Raw genomic sequence first — 16,135 nt, forward strand, 5'->3', positions numbered from 1 at the left:
AGGCTTAAGCGTTGCTAATAAATTGCCCCAACAAGTTGGCGAAGCCATTGGTGACCACTTGATTCGCCGTTTAAAATGGCGGATCGGAGGCCGTTTTCGCCATTTAAAACGTGGCAACCGCGATTGATTGAGATACCTCGACGGACGCCTGTTGAGGAATTTCTCTCGACCCAAAGCAGTCTCGCCGCGTATAAAGGAATCTATGAGACCGACCACATTGAACCGAACCGCATTCCGAGCGCCAGTTTTGCTGGCTGTGCTCGCGCTGTGCGTTTGGCCAATGCTGCAGCCACCATGTTGCTGTGCCGCGTCGGTTTCAGAGGAAGGCTCGGTGGCGACCGGTTGCTGTGCAACGGTTGCTCCTGTCACCAGTTCGTGCTGCCAATCGACCGCATCGGGTTGCACTGAATCAGGGACATCGGAGTTTCAGTCCAGTTGTTCCTGTGTATGGACGTCCCAATGCGACTGCGAAGTTCGGTCAACTTTGACCGACTCGTGGGTGAGTTCACGCGTGCTCACGGTCGATGACCAGCCCGTTGCTCTGAACGTGCCGATTGGCTTGTTCGAGGATTTGCTGCTTCCATCGCTAACCCACTCGATGGATTGGCGACCGAGTTCGTCGCTGCAAATTGCCGCGACGTCTCAGGACCGCTGCGCTCTTTTGTGCCGCTGGCTGAATTGAAATTCAAGACTGATCTGACTGACAGTTTTGTTTGAATTTTCAATTGAGTTTTGGTTCGATAGGAGCCCATGATGTTACGTAGTTCCATGATGTTTGCTGCCACCGTGTTGGTGGGAGTTGCGATTTTGTTTGCCGCCCGAAGCGCCGTCTCGAGTGACAATGCGTCGACCCTTCGCGGCGAGGTTTGCCCCTGCGGTCAGTGCGAAGCAGGCTGCGATTGCTGCCTAAACGAAGATGTCGCATGCGACAACTGCTCGTGTGAGGCATGTGAATGCGATGCCTGCGAAACGGCAGCAAGCGACACCGCCGCAACGAAAATGAGTTGCTGTGCCGGTTCGTCCTGCGAAGCCACCGCGAGTGAGTCAGTCGCAACGAGCGACAGCCTTACTTCAGCGATCACAGCAGCCTGCATTTGCGGTCAGTGTGACGCGGATTGCAACTGTTGCCTGGACGAAGCCGTCGACTGCGACAACTGCAGTTGCGAAAGCTGCCAGTGCGACGGTTGCGTTGACGCACCTGCAACGGGTGCCTGAATTTAGCACTCGCAAAAACGCTTGATCGGCAACGACCGTCCGAGCATTGCGATAGCAAAAGAAACACCTCGTCGAGTCAACTCGGCGAGGTGTTTTGCGTTTACATCGATCGAGTTCGTCGCTTAATCACGCGACGAACCACGACGGCGATCGTTTCCGTCCGGAGGTACCGAGGTGACTTGTGCAGCCATTTCAGGAGGCATGTGATCCGTCGCACGACGTCCCGTCAAACGGTCACTCCAACGACGTCCAGCACTCGGGCCTTGTGGTCCCGGAGCGATCAAGAACACGGTTCCCAAACCGAATACCAATCCGGCGAACAGTGATCCGAAGGTGACCGAGACGCCTGACATACCTTCGGGTGAATCACCGATTTGGGGTGGCCCCAATTCTGCCAACAGGTTTGTCGAAAGGGCAGCGGATCGGCTCGCTTGAGCTTCGCCCAACGCTGCTTCGGCTTCAGCGAGTTGCTGCGTCAAAGCCTCGGCGTCGCTGTCGAGTTTTGAATAGCTTGTTCGTACGCCAGCCAATCGGCTCAGCTTTTCATGCAGCTGATCTTGTTTGTTTCTGAGACGTTGAACACGATCGCGAGCGAGCACCAAAGTCGGCTTCATCGCACGAACGGCCGCCTTCGCTTCTTCCAACATCCGAGACGTGATCTCGCGTTCGGTGGTGATTGCTGAACGACGACGCGGATGCAATTCGGTGTAAACACTGGCCAATCGACTGGATTCGATCTGTGCGTCAATCAAACCATCTTTCAATCGTTGTAGCGAAGGCTGGCTGGACAGCAATTCATCTCCGCTGACCAACAACTGACGTGGGTCTTGCGAACCCGCGATCAACAGTTGCTGCAGAGCGTTGAGTCGTTCGAGTTCCAATTCCGCCAATTGAAGTTCTTTCGCGTTCTCTTCCATGGTGCGGCGGTTGGCACCATCGCCCGAAATGGCATCGTTTAGGTTTCGCAGTTCGCTCAAGTCCGATCCGAACCGGACTTCCACTTCATTCATTTTCGTTAGGACAGTATCCAGTTTTTGCCGCGTCAGATCACGAGAATTCGTGAGTTCGACAATCACACTGTCGGCTCGAATCCGGCGAACGGTTCGAAGATGGCTGCTCAAATTGTCCAGCAACGCACGGCAGAAGTCAGAGGCACGCTCGGGCGACTCAGCTTCGACCTTCAAATAAACCAATTCGCTGTTGCCGAACTCGCTGCCTTGAGGTGCAACAACGTTGACGCGTCGATTCGCGACGGTGTCGACCAACGTCGTCGATGGGTAGGACTCATCTTCTCCTCCGCCGACGGGTCCGACGTCGCGCAGAGCGGCGGCGACCACTTCGGGATTGCGTGCCATTTCAAGCAACGTTTCTTGGGCCGCTTTCAGATCCGTTTGACTGGAGAATCGCCCCAAACGATCAACTGCTCCGGTCGCTTCGTCACGAAGCACAAGCGGCTGACGCGCGGCCCAGCGGTCACTCGAGAGCAGCGCCGTTCCAAGGCCCAGCACTCCAAACAAAACGGCTGCTCCGCCCCAAACCGGTGCGAACAGAACCAAGATATTGCGAATGTGTTTCCACGGAATTGGAGCAGCTGACATGTTGGAACACGGGCTCAAAAAGAGGATTCAGAGAATATTCCCCCAACACTAGGACGCCCCCAACGCACGAGCCGAAGAATCTTCGCGTGTTCAATAAACCAGGCCACCAAACAGGGGCCATCAATCGACCTTGCTGGATGTGCCGTTTGTATCGACAAACTCCGTTCGATAGCGACGGCCCAATCTCACATAGTGCTGAGCCCCTTCGAGCGATCGTTCACGCAGTGAGTCGCTGACTTCCTTGATCGGTTTCGCTGGTGTTCCAACAGCCAACATGCCCGGCGGGATCACGGTGCCTTCGGTCACGAGAGCTCCAGCGGCGACGATTGCACCTTTGCCAATCGTGGCTCCGTTCAAGACGATCGCCCCAATCCCGATCAACGCATCGTCTTCAACGGTGGCACCGTGAACGATCGCGGAGTGCCCCACCGTCACTCGCTCGCCTATCACGCAAGGCATCCCTGGGTCACAATGCAGCACGCATTGGTCTTGAACGTTGCTTTGCCGACCGATCACGATCTTTTCTGTATCACCACGCATCACCGCTCCGAACCAGATGCTGACGTCGGCGGCGATGTAAACTTCCCCCAACACCGTTGCGTTGGGTGCGACAAAAGCAGAAGGATCGATCAAACTGCGATCGGGTTCGACAGTGACAATGGCCTCGCGTCGTGTGCGACCGGATGCATCTGAGGCGGACGGTTTGGCAGTGGATTGAGAATCCGTATCATTCGTTGACATGGCAAATCGGTTGCGGGAAGAACAAAGAAACTTCGAGCGAGATAGCCTCGACTCTGAACACACGAGGACGGATGACGGTCACGCAGCCGACACTGCAGGCACGGACTGCACATCGGACGTCACACCACCTGAGTCTGCGCCAACAGTCTCACGAGGCTTCTTGTCTCGACTGGCGATCTCGACGTTTGTGCTGTGCATCCGATGGTACCAAGTCGTGATCAGTCCGATGATGGGTCCCAGTTGCCGGTTCACTCCCACGTGCAGTGCTTACGCAATCGAATCCATCCAAAAACACGGTCCGATACGCGGCATATGGCGAGCCATCCGACGCATCGGCCGATGCCATCCCTGGAATCCCGGCGGGTACGACCCACCCTGACTTTTCCTTAGCGTGACGCCCCTTCGGCCTGTCGCGATCACCAACACAACCTCACGGTGAAAGCTTCGCAATTCCCAGAACCAAGCGGCGTGCTATCATCGCCACATGCCGAAACCTGCTCCGCAATCGACCGATGCCTTCAAGCCCCTCTGGATCATTTCCGGCGGACAAACCGGTGTGGACCGAGGTGCATTGGACGCGGCCATTGAGCTGGACTTGCCGCACGGGGGTTGGTGCCCGGCCGGCCGGATTGCGGAAGACGGTCGCATCCCAGACCGCTACATGCTGCAAGAACACGCGTCGCGGCATTACCCGGATCGGACCGAGCAAAACGTGATCGACACCGACGCGACGCTGATTCTTTATCGCGACCGCATCTCTGGTGGCACGGCACTGACAAAGCGGATCTGCCGACGCGAAACTCGACCGTTTCTGGCGGTGGATTTGGCATCTCCGAAGACTGCTGCGAAGCGTATCCGGACTTGGCTCCAGGACATTCGCCCCGACAACCTCAACGTCGCCGGGCCTCGTGAGAGCAACTCGCCTGGGATCGGCGAACAAACGAAGGTTTTGCTCGTTCACATCCTCACGGGAGGTGGCGGCGACATTCAGTCGTCGCTGTTCTGAACCATCTCAGCCATCAAATAGCTTTTCAGACTACCGAGCACTTCGCGAACGCAAGGCTGCAGGTCGCGACTGCGACGGTCGCGATTTCGAACCGGTTGAATGCTGACTCGCATGGACGTCTGCGTCACGCTGTTGTCGTTTCGGTTGCGTTTCCCCTGTTTTTCGTTCAGGTGAATCAGCACATGCAGAGTCATTTGATGATCGCTTGCTCGCCGCCCCTTGCCTGCGCCCTGCGCGACGATACGAAGCGAGACGACATTGCCGGTGACCTGAATGATCTCAGCCCGATGATCCGAGATGAACCCGCGAAGTTTCTCGACTGCCAAATCAGTTGGCACGGGAGTGACCAATTGGAATTCGTTGCTGTCGTCTGACTTCGATGAAGTCAACCAGCGGAACCAACTTGGTCGCGCGTCCACCTCGTCGTCTTGGTGAATTCCTGATCCGAGTTGCACAACCCGATTGCGTCCGTTCTCTTTCGCCTGCAGCAATGCACGGTCGGATCGTGCCAAAATGGTGTCCGCCGCATCTCCGGTTTGATACTCGGTGACTCCAAAGCTAACCGTGACCGATTCGCCCTTGAGCCCGTCCAGCGGAGTGACTTCGATCGCTTTTCGGATCTGTTCGGCGCGTCGCGCCGCAGTTGCGTTGTCGCTGTTGATCGCCAAGAAGACGAATTCTTCGCCACCGTAACGAGCCACCAAATCTTCGTCCCGTGTGTGGCTTTCCAACACGCGAGCGAACTGAACCAGCGCTTCATCGCCGGCCGGGTGACCGTGAATATCGTTGACCTGCTTGAAGTGATCGATGTCACAGATGATCAGACTAAACGTCACGTTGTTCTTCTTCGCATCGGCCGTCGCACGAACCAGTCGGCTGTCAAATTCAGCTCGGTTAGCGATGCCCGTCAGCGGATCGCTGGTGGCTTTTTTATGGAGCGTTTGGATCTGACTTTGAAGTTTGTTGCGGTCTGACATATCGCGAACGACAACCAGCGCTCCGCCACCGTACGGATCGTGAACGGGACTGACTTGCAGCAGAACATCTCGCGATACACTTCCATGGATCACTTTCATCGTACGAGTCACCGTGGTCTGCAATCGCAAACTATCCGCGACAGGACAAACAGCCGTTTCGTTGCCAGATTCCTCCACCATTCCGAGCGTATCGACATCCCAATGACGTCCGACCATCGCTTCGGCGGCCACACCAGTCATCCGAGCCAATGTTTCATTCCAGAAGGTGACTTGCCCTTCACTGTCAGTGAATGCGACTCCGTCTCGAAGTTGGTCACCAAGAGCTTGATAGTACGGCATGATTGCCGGCGTCTCGCCTTGCCAAGCCGCCGCAGATTGAACCAAAGCATTATCATGCAGCTCAGTCGGGTGGCCCGTTCGCATCGCTCCCAGGAAATCTGGCGAATTCGCGTCTAGCTTTTGCAACCACCGGTTCACAACACTGCTGTGCAACAACTCGGGACGACGTTCCAACATCGTCGCGAAATCTCGAGTCAGCTCTGGGTCGAATTGTGTTCCGCTGCCACGGAACAACTCCTGCAACGCTCGTTCACGACTGAGTGCCGAACGATAGACTTGATCCGTTGTCATCGCATCAAACGCACCGGCGATCGACATCATGCGTGCGCCCATCGGCAACGCGTCGCCGCGAACATGGTCTTCTTGTCGGCGTGAGTCGTACCAAACGCCGCAATACTTCACGATGTTCAGCAATGATTGGTCAGCGGTGCAACCACGCAGAATCTCGCAACCGAGTTCGGAGCAGCAATCCATCGTCAATTGTTCTTCGATACTGAGCTTGCCAGGCTTTCGAAGGATACGATCGGGGATTCCAATTTTGCCAATGTCGTGTAGCAACGCGGCGACTTCAATCCGATCTCGAACTTCGTCGGCCAATCCCAAACGCTCGCACCACGCCGAACACGCGAGAGCCACTCGCAAGCTGTGCGCAGCCGTGGGTGCGTGCTTGGTTCGCAAGGCGTAAAACAAAGACGTCGCCATGCCCAACCGAGCCATGGCCAAATGATTTTCAAACGGGCGAGTGTCTTCGGCAGTAGCGTTCGTATGCGAATCCGAAGTGGAATTTGCGTCCAACACGGGCTCGACCACACCGGGAAGCTGTCCCGTCGCGGCTTCACCCAATCCCATCAGCAACTCGCTCAATCGTGACGCCGAGTGGGCGGCGTCCGCCGGCGTTGCATCGGGTTTGGAATCACCAGTTTGTGGTGGATTTGCTTGTGCGAGATCGTTGTCCGCCACGTCCTTGGCGGGAGAGCGTACGGTTACGGGCACCATGGCTGGCATGCTGTGGTTGGCGAGATTGCTGGGAACCATTTGGTCGTTCATAGCCGGTATTCTGCGAGACATCGTTGTCGAGACGTGGAACCCTACGTTCCATTTTGCAACAGGCTGCCTGGGGTCCCCAATGCGGGGTCAATCCCTTGAATTTCGAGCTCACAGGAATCGGCAAAGTCCTCGCAATCGGAACTGCCCGCCCACCGAGTCCGAAGATGGCCGTCTGATTCGCCCGGAAAGGGAACTTTCTGCCGCAAATATCGGCTCCAATGGTTCGCGGTCGACGATTTGGGATGCCAAGCGTTGCAAACCCAATCTTCCGCGAAAAACTTGCCACCGAACCCCCGTCCATCTAACATGGTTACGCGGCTTGTGACGGACCCTCAGCCTTCAGTCCAGAGCCCACAGGCTCAAATCTTCTCATCTTCCGGACCATCACTGTGAGCCTATCCGACGTCGATCGTCAGCTACTGCAACGTTGTCTCGACCGGGAACCCCGGGCGTGGCAAGACTTCGTCGATCGATTTGTTGGCCTGGTTGTCCATGTCGTCAATCGGACCGCGATTGGCCGCAGCCTTTCGATGGACGAACCAACCCGAGATGACATGGTCGCGGAAGTGTTCCTGGTCATCGTTCGGCATGATTTTGCCGTGCTTCGACGCTTCCGACGGCAATGCTCGCTGGCGACTTACCTGACCATTGTTGCGCGACGCGTTGTGGTTCGCCGTTTGACTGCCACATCGGCGGCTTCTGGAAATCACCATCCGGCGTCATCCAACGGAAGCTCTTTGGCCAATGGAAATACCGTCAACGGGATCGCCAATGGTCACGCAGCACCAACGCAAATCAATGGTGAACTCCAGCGAATCGAAAACGCGGAAGAAGTCGAGCACCTGCTGATGCGTTTGGACCCCAAAGAAGCCAGCGTCGTGCGGATGTACCACTTGGAAGGCAAGTCGTACCAAGAGATCAGCCAAGCGGTCGGATTGAGCGAAAACACGATCGGTCCGCTGCTGCATCGCGCACGAGCCAAGATGGGTCGCGGCTGAGCACCCTCGATCGAGTGAACGACATTCTCGAGCGAAACTGCTAACCTGTTCGATCTCTTTCTTCGAACGATCGCAGTGAGTCCCCGGATGTCGTCGCCTTCTGAATCGCTCTCGACCACCGCCCATTCCACGTCTCCCAATGCCGAAATGGACCAAGCTCATTCGGTCCTCGAATCGGTCTGGGGTTATGACTCGTTCCGACCCTTGCAGGCCGATGCGGTTCAGGATGTGATCCGCGGCCGCGACAGCTTGGTCGTGCTCCCGACCGGCGGCGGCAAATCGCTGTGCTACCAAGTTCCCGCGCTCGTTCGCGATGGAATGTCCGTGGTCGTTTCACCTTTGATCTCGTTGATGAAGGATCAGGTCGACGCGTTGACCAGCAACGGTGTCTCGGCGGCTCTGGTCAACAGCACCCAATCGATGGAACAGAAACGAGAAACGGCGGAACGGATTCGTCGCGGTGAGATCAAGATTCTTTACCTGGCTCCGGAACGCTTGCTCACGCCCAAGACACTCGACTTTCTTCGCAGCCTGCCGATCTCCTTTTTCGCGATCGACGAAGCACACTGCGTCAGCAACTGGGGACACGACTTTCGTCCCGAGTACCGCGGCTTGCGAATTCTCAAGGAACAATTCCCATCCGCATCCGTGCACGCCTTCACCGCGACCGCCTCCGAACAAGTTCGCGATGACATTGCGGAACAACTGCAACTGCATGATCCGCGTGTATTGGTTGGTGACTTCGACCGCCCCAACCTGACGTATCGAATGATGCGTAGCGACGGCAAACTGAATCAGATTCAGCAGTGCATCCAGCAACACCCGGGCGAATCAGGCGTTGTGTACTGCATCACTCGCAAAGAAGTTGAACAAACCGCGGGCGCGCTGGAGGCCGTGGGCGTTCGAACACTCCCATATCATGCGGGACTCCCTGATGAAGTGCGCCAAGCGAACCAGGAAGCCTTCATCCAAGAGAAGGTCGACGTCATCGTGGCCACAGTCGCGTTCGGAATGGGGATCGACAAATCCAACGTGCGGTTTGTGATCCACGCCGGGATGCCCAAGTCGATCGAACACTACCAACAAGAAAGCGGCCGTGCCGGGCGTGATGGGCTCGCGGCCGAATGCGTCCTGATCCACAGCGGCGGCGACTTGATGTCGTGGAAACGGATCCTGGAAAACGGCGACCGCAACAACTTCCAATCCGCGATGAGTTCGGTTGAGTCGATGGCGGCGTTGTGCAACGGCGTGCAGTGCAGACACGCGTCACTGGTCGAATACTTTGGTCAGGAATACGACTCGGACAACTGCAACGCATGCGATGTTTGTCTCGGCGAACTCGATGTCGTGGAAGATCCGATCACGCTGGCACAAAAGATCCTGTCGTGCGTGGTTCGTCTGAAAGAGCGGTACGGCGCCGGACACACGGTCAAAGTTCTCACCGGCTCACGAGACCAAAAAGTGATCCAGGCCGGCCATGATCAGCTCAGCACCTACAACCTGCTTTCGAACGAAGGTGCCACGGCAGTTCGCACTTGGATCGAGCAACTGATTTCTCAGAACCATTTGATCCGAACCGGTGAGTATCAATCACTCCGTCTGACCGCATCCGGTCGTGCGTTGCTCAAACGAGAAGGCACTGTGACGTTGACGAAGGTCGCCGCCAAAAGCTCATCCCGTCGTCCCGCCGCAAACGAATCATGGGAAGGCGTCGATCGCGAATTGTTTGATCACTTGCGATCCCTTCGCAGTGAGATGGCGTCGGAACGAGGTGTTCCAGCCTACGTGATCTTCGGCGACGCCGTCCTTCGCGAATTGGCTCGTGTTCGTCCAACTTCGATAGACAAACTCACCAACATTCGAGGGATTGGCGACCGCAAACGCGAAGAGTTCGGACAACTGTTCTTGGATTCGATCGATCAGTACTGCGAAAACAATCCGCTTGCCAGAGATCAATCCGCCAACGCGTCCCTACCGACGGCCAGCAAACCGCGGGCAAGCACGACTCCCAACGCCGCCATGGTCCAAGCCTCCCAACTTTTTCGCGAGGGGCACGATGTTGCCGAAGTGGCGAAGAAGATGGACCGCGCTGAATCGACCGTGAGCAAATACCTCAGCGACTACATTCAATCAGAGAAGATCACCGATCCAACCCAGTGGGTGCCCGCCGACGAAGTCGAAGCAATTCGGGCGGCATTGATGGCCGCCGAAGACGAACGCCTGCGTCCGGTGTTCGAAGCCCTCGACGAAAAAGTGTCCTACGAAAAGATCCGCATCGTGGCCACTTGCATGAAAAACGAGATGGCGATCGAAGACACGGACGACTGAAGGCGAGATGAATCACCAACCATCTATGTCTTGCCCCACCGCGTCCTCAGCGCGTCGATCAACACAGCAACCACGATCACCACACCGGTGATGATTTGTTTGCTGGCGTCGGACACACCAACCTGAGCCAAACCGGTCTGCAAGACCTGAATGATCAACACACCGATGAAGGATCGCACCACGTTCCCGCGGCCGCCCATCAAACTGGTCCCTCCGATCACGCAGGCCGCAATCGCCGCCAATTCAATCCCGATCGCCGCATTCGGGTCCGCGGTCGACAACCGGGAAGTTTGAGCCAACCCCGCCAAGCCGCACATCATGCCGCTGATCGCGAAAATCGCGATGCACAACGGTGCCGATCGAATCCCTGACATCCGAACCGCTTCAGAATTGGTACCGATCGCGATGCAGTACCGCCCCCAAACCGTGCGAGTCAAAAAAAGCTGCCCCAGAATGACAGTTCCGATCGCGGTCATGAACGCCGGCGAAACAAACGCTCCGGGCAATGGTTGGCCAAACCATTCAATCCGACTGCCTATGTAAATCGATTGCGAGTCCGTCACCACCTTGGTTGCTCCGCGAGCAATCTCGAGCATTCCAAGCGTGACGATGAACGATGGAATGCCAAAGCCAATCGAAATCGCTCCGTTCAATCCTCCGCCGATCGATGCAACCAACACTGCAACCGGAAGAGCCGCCCAGATCGACCAATCGTAATTGGCCATCAAGACACCCAGCACCGCCGATGAAACCGCCAACAGCGACCCGACCGACAAGTCAATTCCACCGATAATCAGCACCAAAGTCATCCCGACGACCAAGAACGTCAGGTCGGGCACCTGATTCGCGATCGAAACCAGGGTCGACATTTGAAAGAAGTTGTTGCTGAGCATCGAAAAAACCGCGACCAGCACCAACAACACTGCCACCAATCCCACATGCGGTGCAATCTGCTTGAGGAAGTCTTTCAGGCGACTCATGGTGCCACCTCCTGATTCTTCCATTGATCGTCTGATGCTCCAGCGGGCGACTTCGACTCCTGTCCCGCAAACGACGCTTCCAAGATCGAATCCTCGCTGAAGTTCTCTCGCTCGAACGTCGTCACCATTTTGCCGGCGGACATGACAGCGATCGCATCGCACGTTTCAAACAACTCTTCCAAATCACTGCTCACAATCACGATCGTCTTGCCTTGTTTGGCCAATTCCTCAAACAGTTCGTACAGTTTTCCGCGAGCGGCCACATCGATCCCGCGTGACGGTTCATCGAAGAGGTAGACCTCGGCACCGCGAGTCAGCCATTTGGCCACCGCGACCTTTTGTTGGTTGCCGCCGCTGAGTGTGCTGACAAGTTGTTCCAACGATTGGCATCGAGTTTCCAACGACGCGTGGATCGCACTGGCTGATTCAGCCTCCGCTGTTTGCCGAATCCATCCCTTGGCGGAAAATTTGGTGGCAAGCGCGGCCAGCGAGGTGTTGGCTCGGATCGGCTGAGTCAGCAGCAACCCGTTCTGCTTCCGATCTTCGGTCACCATCGCGAAACCAGCTTCGACGGCCTGACTGGGATGGGTGAAGCGAACTGCCTCGCCACCGGACAGCGACACGTGCCCCGAATCAGCCACGTCGGCACCAAAAATTGCTCGCAGCATTTCCGTTCTTCCGGAACCCACCAATCCAGCGATTCCCAAACGTTCTCCTCGACGAACATCGAACGAAACGTTGTTGACCATCCCACATGAGATTCCCTGAACCGACAATCCCACCTCTTCTCGACGATGACTGACAAAGCTGGCCGCTGGCTGTCTGGAATCGTCGTCCGCTTCTTCCTCGGAACTCATCCAAGCAACCATCTTTTCACGATTGATGTTTGCGATGGGTTCTGTGGTAACGAGCCGACCGTCGCGCAGCACGCTGACTTCATCGGACAACTGCTGAACTTCTTCGAGTCGGTGCGAGATGTAGATAATCGCGACGCCTTGTTCACGCATGCGGGTGAGATGCGAAAACAACTCTTCGGATTCACTTCCGGAAAGGGCCGCAGTTGGCTCATCTAAAATCAACACGCGAGCGTCACGGGCCAGCGCCGCCGCAATTTCGACCATCTGTTGTTTGCCAACACCCAAACTGCCAACGATCGTGTGCGTGTCGACATCGGGCAAACCAAACCGATCCAATATTTCGCGTGCGGAACGATGCAGCTCGCTCATTCGCAAAACGCCCCACCGATTGGGAAGAGACGCCAGCCGAAGGTTCTCGGCGACCGACAGCGTTTCGATCAAATTTAATTCTTGTTGAACAATTTGAACTCCACAGGCCTCCGCATCCTGTTTGCTGACAGGCTGATAGTCGCCGCCGCCCAGAGACATTTGCCCTGCTGATGCCGAGACCAAACCGCTGATGATCTTGCACAACGTGCTCTTCCCAGCACCATTGGCGCCGAGCAACGCGTGCAGATGCCCGGCATGAAAGTCGATCGAGACGTCATCGAGCACCGTGACCTTGCCGTAGCGTTTCGTCAGCCCGTGAACAGAAAGAGCGACCGTCATTCTTTGACCAGGGTCTCGGATGTGATCAGATCCACGGGCGTTTCAACATCTTCGATCGATGAATCCGATTCTGAGTTTTCGCTGCCAAGTTGCTTCAGCGCCGCTTCGATTCCGAACACAGCCAACTGATCGCCATGTTGATCGGCGGTGGCCAGGACCTTGCCGTCTTGGATAGCCTGTTGGATCGCGCTAATGTTGTCGAATCCGACGATCTGAACTTCGCCGGCACGTCCCGCGCTTTTGACCGCGGCGATCGCACCAAGGGCCATCGAATCATTGGCAGCCAAGATCGCTGAAATTTCAGGGTGCTCACTCAGCATCGACGATGCGACGGTGTTGGCTCGAGACATTTCCCAGTCCGCAGATTGGCTGCTCACAATTTCCATGCCGGCATCTTTCATCGCGGCCTCGAACCCCTTCAAACGCTGTTGAGCGTTGAACGACGTACGGATACCTTCCAAAATCGCAACCTTCTCTCCTTTACGATTGGCGGCCAGATAATTTCCCACCGTTTTTGCTCCCGCCATGTTGTCCGGCCCGACAAATGGAACCGAGATGTTCTCTTGCTGGAGAACTTCCGCGTCCAAACGATTGTCGATGTTAACGACTGTGACTCCCGCTTCGATCGCTCGCCGTAGCGCAGGCACCAAGACCTTTGAATCAGCCGGCGCGATCACGATCGCGTCGACTCCACTGGCGACCATTTCTTCGACCAATGCGACTTGCCGGCTGACATCGCGTTCGTCCTTGATGCCGTTGACGACCAAGTCGTACTGATCGGCGTTCTCGGCCTGATGCGATTCAGCTCCCTTGGCCATTGTTGAGAAGAACTCGTTGGCCAACGACTTCATGATCAAAGCAACGCGAGGTTTGGTGTTCCCATCGTCCTTTGATTGCGACGTCGAACTGGATGACGTGCAGCCGGATACCAAAAGTGACAAGAGTGCAGTGAAACAGCCAACGCGTTTGGCGGTTGCAAAATTAGTTGCAGTGAACATTCGTTTGATGCGGGGAGGTGGGGAAGGAAGCATCAGGAAGGTGAGCGGCGTGATGCAGCAGCACCACACAGCGACGACAGCATAACCAGTCTATCGATTGAGGTGGCATGAGGCACCAAACCGTTTCGAGGGCGTGGATTCGGCAGTGGGTGCTCAGCGATACATGTCGAGCAGTGGGGTTGCTCAGTTGGCGACGGACTACGAAATTGATGGCTCATCGAATCGCTTTGCGAATCCCTGGCTGAAAAATCTCAGCTCGGATTCGTTTCTTCGCACCTCGCACCCGATCGGCCCGATCATGTTTACTCTGGATGTCCTGTCACGAATCATCCACGTCGGCACAGCGATCACCTTGGTCGGTGGATCAGCGTTCATGCTGATCGTGTTGTTGCCGTCTGCCAAATTGATTTCCGACGAGGCCCATCAAACCCTGGCCCAAGCCGTGACCGGTCGCTGGAAGCGTTTCATTCACGGCGGCATCCTGCTGTTCTTGCTCAGTGGTTTCTACAACTACATGCGAGCGATCCCGAACCACAAAGGCGACGGTCTGTACCACGGCTTGCTGGGCGTCAAAATGCTGCTCGCCTTCACCATTTTCTTCCTCGCCTCGGCTTTGGTCGGTCGCAGTGCGGCCTTCGAGGGAATCCGTCAGAACCGAGCAAAATGGCTGAAAGTCATTGTCTTGTTCGCCGCCATCATCGTTGGAATCTCCGGTTTTGTGAAAGTTCGCGGGCCATCGATCAACACGGTCGACGCGAATGCAGTCGCACCGATCGATTCTTCTGACACGCCGGAACCACAACCGGCGACCGCCGAGTGAATCGCCTGCGTGAGTGGCGAGACGAATTTTTTCGGCCGGGCGAGATCCAGCTTCTCGTTTGGTCCACCGCATGGTTCTTTTGCCTGCTGGGCGGCTACTACCAACTCCGTCCACTTCGCGAAGCGGAAGCGTTCTCTCGCGGGAGTGATGAGATCCCGTGGCTGTTCCTCGCCAGTTTCATTGCAATGTTGGTCGCGTCGCCGATCTACGCCTCCGTCGCCAATCTTGGTCGCGGCATGCGACTGGTCAGCCGCGTGTATCGGTTCTTTGAACTGAACCTGCTGGTGTTCTTCATCGCGATGCAAGCCAGCGATCCCAACATCGCCGCTTGGGTCGGACGCGTCTACTTCGTGTGGCTGAGCGTCTTCAATCTGTTTGTCGTGTCGTTGATGTGGAGCGTTTTCACAGACGCCTACCGCAGCGACCAAGCCAAACGATTGTTCGGTTTCATCTCAGCTGGCGGGACGATCGGTGGCATCGCGGGATCCGCCTTTGCATCCTGGCTGTCGCAACAAGCCGATGTTTCCTACGTCTTGATCGCGGGCATTGTCGCTTTGGAATTGTGCCAGCAATGCGGCCGAATTTTCGCGAGTGCACTGAGGAAACAAAATCAGGCGAACGATGAATCGGATAATCCGATCGAAGAAACACCCGCACTGGGCACGACCGCAGATCTGCCTCCAACCGACGACTTAGCCTCGACCGATGATGCTGACCCGCCGAAGGAAAAGCACTCGATGTGGGTTGGGATCCGTGCGGTTTGGAATTCGCCGTACCTCCTAGGACTCTGCTTGTTCATGCTGGCACTGCAAGCTTGCGCGACAACCGTCTACTGCGAACAAGCCGACTTCATTCGCGAAGCTAATTTGAACAAGGCCGATCGATTCGCTTTGATGTCCAAGATCAACCTTTGGGTACTGAGCCTCACGCTGGCCGTTCAACTGCTCGGGACCGCTGCATTGCTGCGTCGTCTTGGGATGGCAATCGTCCTGGGCGTGTTTCCGTTGATCTACGTCGTCGGATTCGCCGGGCTGGCGTTTTGGCCCAGCCTGAACTGGATCGTGGGGTTGGTGGTCGTCCACCGCGCAGCAAGTTACTCGGTGTTCGCACCCGGGATTCAGGTTTTGTACACGGTCGTGGATCGCCGAACGCTGTATCAAGCCAAGGGCTTTCTGGACACGGCGGTGGTCCGAGGTGGCGACGTGATGTCGGCTCAACTGTTCGGTTTGCTCCGATTCAGCGGATTGAGTTTGACCGCGATCGCCGCAGGTTTTCTGCCCCTCGCGGTCCTGACTGGGCTGCTGGGGATGCGAATCGGCCGAAAACAGGCACAAATGCAGCAACGCGGGCGACCGGCCGGCCATGATTGACCCGCTCCGTGGCCATTCGTAGACTTGACGGGTTTCCGCCCAGCAATCTTCGACGAAATTCGCCCACGCCGGCCAGCAATCGCTCGCCGGCATCTTTTTTTCGTCGATCATTCTCGTCAATCAATTCTCTCGTCACCCATTAACCGTCCAACA

At 56.4% G+C, this 16,135-nt stretch carries 13 protein-coding genes; 7 read left to right on the top strand and 6 right to left on the bottom strand.

The annotated features are described in order from the left end of the window. Nucleotides 1-202: 202 nt before the first annotated feature. Nucleotides 203-682, top strand: coding sequence for a hypothetical protein (locus CEE69_RS09440; RefSeq protein ID WP_099260412.1), 480 nt, complete (start codon nt 203-205; stop codon nt 680-682). A 655-nt stretch (nt 683-1,337) separates the two neighbouring features. Here CEE69_RS09440 and CEE69_RS09455 read toward each other — a convergent pair. Both CEE69_RS09455 and CEE69_RS09460 read right to left on the bottom strand, forming a co-directional pair. Beyond that, entirely contained in the window at nt 1,338-2,813 is a 1,476-nt protein-coding gene (locus CEE69_RS09455) for a GumC domain-containing protein (RefSeq protein WP_099260414.1), read from the bottom strand. Nucleotides 2,814-2,933: 120 nt separating this feature from the next. Further along, nucleotides 2,934-3,554 carry a gamma carbonic anhydrase family protein gene (locus CEE69_RS09460; protein ID WP_099260415.1) on the bottom strand — a complete coding sequence of 207 codons (621 nt, stop codon included), beginning with the start codon at nt 3,552-3,554 and terminating at the stop codon, nt 2,934-2,936. Nucleotides 3,555-3,783: 229 nt separating this feature from the next. On the opposite strand from CEE69_RS09460, the gene yidD reads away from it, so the two are divergent. Continuing rightward, a complete protein-coding gene (gene yidD / locus CEE69_RS33120) occupies nt 3,784-3,933 on the top strand; it encodes a membrane protein insertion efficiency factor YidD (RefSeq protein WP_233215085.1) in 150 nt (49 codons plus the stop codon). A gap of 105 nt (nt 3,934-4,038) precedes the next feature. After that, complete coding sequence (locus CEE69_RS09470; RefSeq protein WP_099260417.1) at nt 4,039-4,560, top strand: putative molybdenum carrier protein; 522 nt, start codon at nt 4,039-4,041, stop codon at nt 4,558-4,560. Here CEE69_RS09470 and CEE69_RS09475 read toward each other — a convergent pair. Further along, a complete protein-coding gene (locus CEE69_RS09475) occupies nt 4,542-6,923 on the bottom strand; it encodes a sensor domain-containing diguanylate cyclase/phosphohydrolase (protein ID WP_099260418.1) in 2,382 nt (793 codons plus the stop codon). The genes CEE69_RS09470 and CEE69_RS09475 overlap by 19 nt on opposite strands. A gap of 389 nt (nt 6,924-7,312) precedes the next feature. Here CEE69_RS09475 and CEE69_RS09485 point away from each other — a divergent pair, with 389 nt between their 5' ends. Together CEE69_RS09485 and recQ are read left to right on the top strand one after the other, a co-directional pair. Then, nucleotides 7,313-7,921, top strand: a complete 609-nt coding sequence (locus tag CEE69_RS09485) for an RNA polymerase sigma factor (RefSeq protein WP_099260420.1) — start codon at nt 7,313-7,315, stop codon at nt 7,919-7,921. A gap of 87 nt (nt 7,922-8,008) precedes the next feature. Beyond that, nucleotides 8,009-10,249 carry a DNA helicase RecQ gene (gene recQ, locus CEE69_RS09490; protein WP_099260421.1) on the top strand — a complete coding sequence of 747 codons (2,241 nt, stop codon included), beginning with the start codon at nt 8,009-8,011 and terminating at the stop codon, nt 10,247-10,249. A gap of 23 nt (nt 10,250-10,272) precedes the next feature. On the opposite strand, the gene CEE69_RS09495 is transcribed toward recQ, so the two are convergent. Genes CEE69_RS09495 through CEE69_RS09505 form a run of 3 tightly spaced genes read right to left on the bottom strand, consistent with a single transcriptional unit; the run spans nt 10,273 to nt 13,792 of the window. Continuing rightward, complete coding sequence (locus CEE69_RS09495) at nt 10,273-11,229, bottom strand: ABC transporter permease (RefSeq protein ID WP_099260422.1); 957 nt, start codon at nt 11,227-11,229, stop codon at nt 10,273-10,275. Then, nucleotides 11,226-12,794: a sugar ABC transporter ATP-binding protein gene (locus CEE69_RS09500; protein WP_099260423.1), complete on the bottom strand. Its 1,569-nt coding sequence runs from the start codon at nt 12,792-12,794 to the stop codon at nt 11,226-11,228. The genes CEE69_RS09495 and CEE69_RS09500 overlap by 4 nt, the downstream gene beginning before the upstream one ends. After that, entirely contained in the window at nt 12,791-13,792 is a 1,002-nt protein-coding gene (locus CEE69_RS09505) for a sugar ABC transporter substrate-binding protein (RefSeq protein ID WP_233215079.1), read from the bottom strand. Before CEE69_RS09505 ends, CEE69_RS09500 begins: the two co-directional genes overlap by 4 nt. Before the next feature lie 133 nt (nt 13,793-13,925). On the opposite strand from CEE69_RS09505, the gene CEE69_RS09510 reads away from it, so the two are divergent. Continuing rightward, entirely contained in the window at nt 13,926-14,612 is a 687-nt protein-coding gene (locus CEE69_RS09510; protein ID WP_233215080.1) for a hypothetical protein, read from the top strand. Continuing rightward, entirely contained in the window at nt 14,609-15,982 is a 1,374-nt protein-coding gene (locus CEE69_RS09515; protein ID WP_099260425.1) for an NTP/NDP exchange transporter, read from the top strand. Before CEE69_RS09510 ends, CEE69_RS09515 begins: the two co-directional genes overlap by 4 nt. Nucleotides 15,983-16,135: the final 153 nt, after the last annotated feature.

This window comes from Rhodopirellula bahusiensis (assembly GCF_002727185.1).
In the GTDB taxonomy this organism is placed as follows: Bacteria; Planctomycetota; Planctomycetia; order Pirellulales; family Pirellulaceae; genus Rhodopirellula; species Rhodopirellula bahusiensis.

What these genes read in the sequence shown, in the direction of transcription:
- CEE69_RS09495 (WP_099260422.1), bottom strand. Translation starts at nt 11,229, where the DNA reads ATGAGTCGCCTGAAAGACTTCCTCAAGCAGATTGCACCGCATGTGGGA.
- CEE69_RS09470 (WP_099260417.1), top strand. Translation starts at nt 4,039, where the DNA reads ATGCCGAAACCTGCTCCGCAATCGACCGATGCCTTCAAGCCCCTCTGG.
- recQ (WP_099260421.1), top strand. Translation starts at nt 8,009, where the DNA reads ATGTCGTCGCCTTCTGAATCGCTCTCGACCACCGCCCATTCCACGTCT.
- CEE69_RS09475 (WP_099260418.1), bottom strand. Translation starts at nt 6,923, where the DNA reads ATGAACGACCAAATGGTTCCCAGCAATCTCGCCAACCACAGCATGCCA.
- CEE69_RS09500 (WP_099260423.1), bottom strand. Translation starts at nt 12,794, where the DNA reads ATGACGGTCGCTCTTTCTGTTCACGGGCTGACGAAACGCTACGGCAAG.
- CEE69_RS09505 (WP_233215079.1), bottom strand. Translation starts at nt 13,792, where the DNA reads ATGTTCACTGCAACTAATTTTGCAACCGCCAAACGCGTTGGCTGTTTC.
- CEE69_RS09440 (WP_099260412.1), top strand. Translation starts at nt 203, where the DNA reads ATGAGACCGACCACATTGAACCGAACCGCATTCCGAGCGCCAGTTTTG.
- CEE69_RS09455 (WP_099260414.1), bottom strand. Translation starts at nt 2,813, where the DNA reads ATGTCAGCTGCTCCAATTCCGTGGAAACACATTCGCAATATCTTGGTT.
- yidD (WP_233215085.1), top strand. Translation starts at nt 3,784, where the DNA reads ATGGGTCCCAGTTGCCGGTTCACTCCCACGTGCAGTGCTTACGCAATC.
- CEE69_RS09460 (WP_099260415.1), bottom strand. Translation starts at nt 3,554, where the DNA reads ATGTCAACGAATGATACGGATTCTCAATCCACTGCCAAACCGTCCGCC.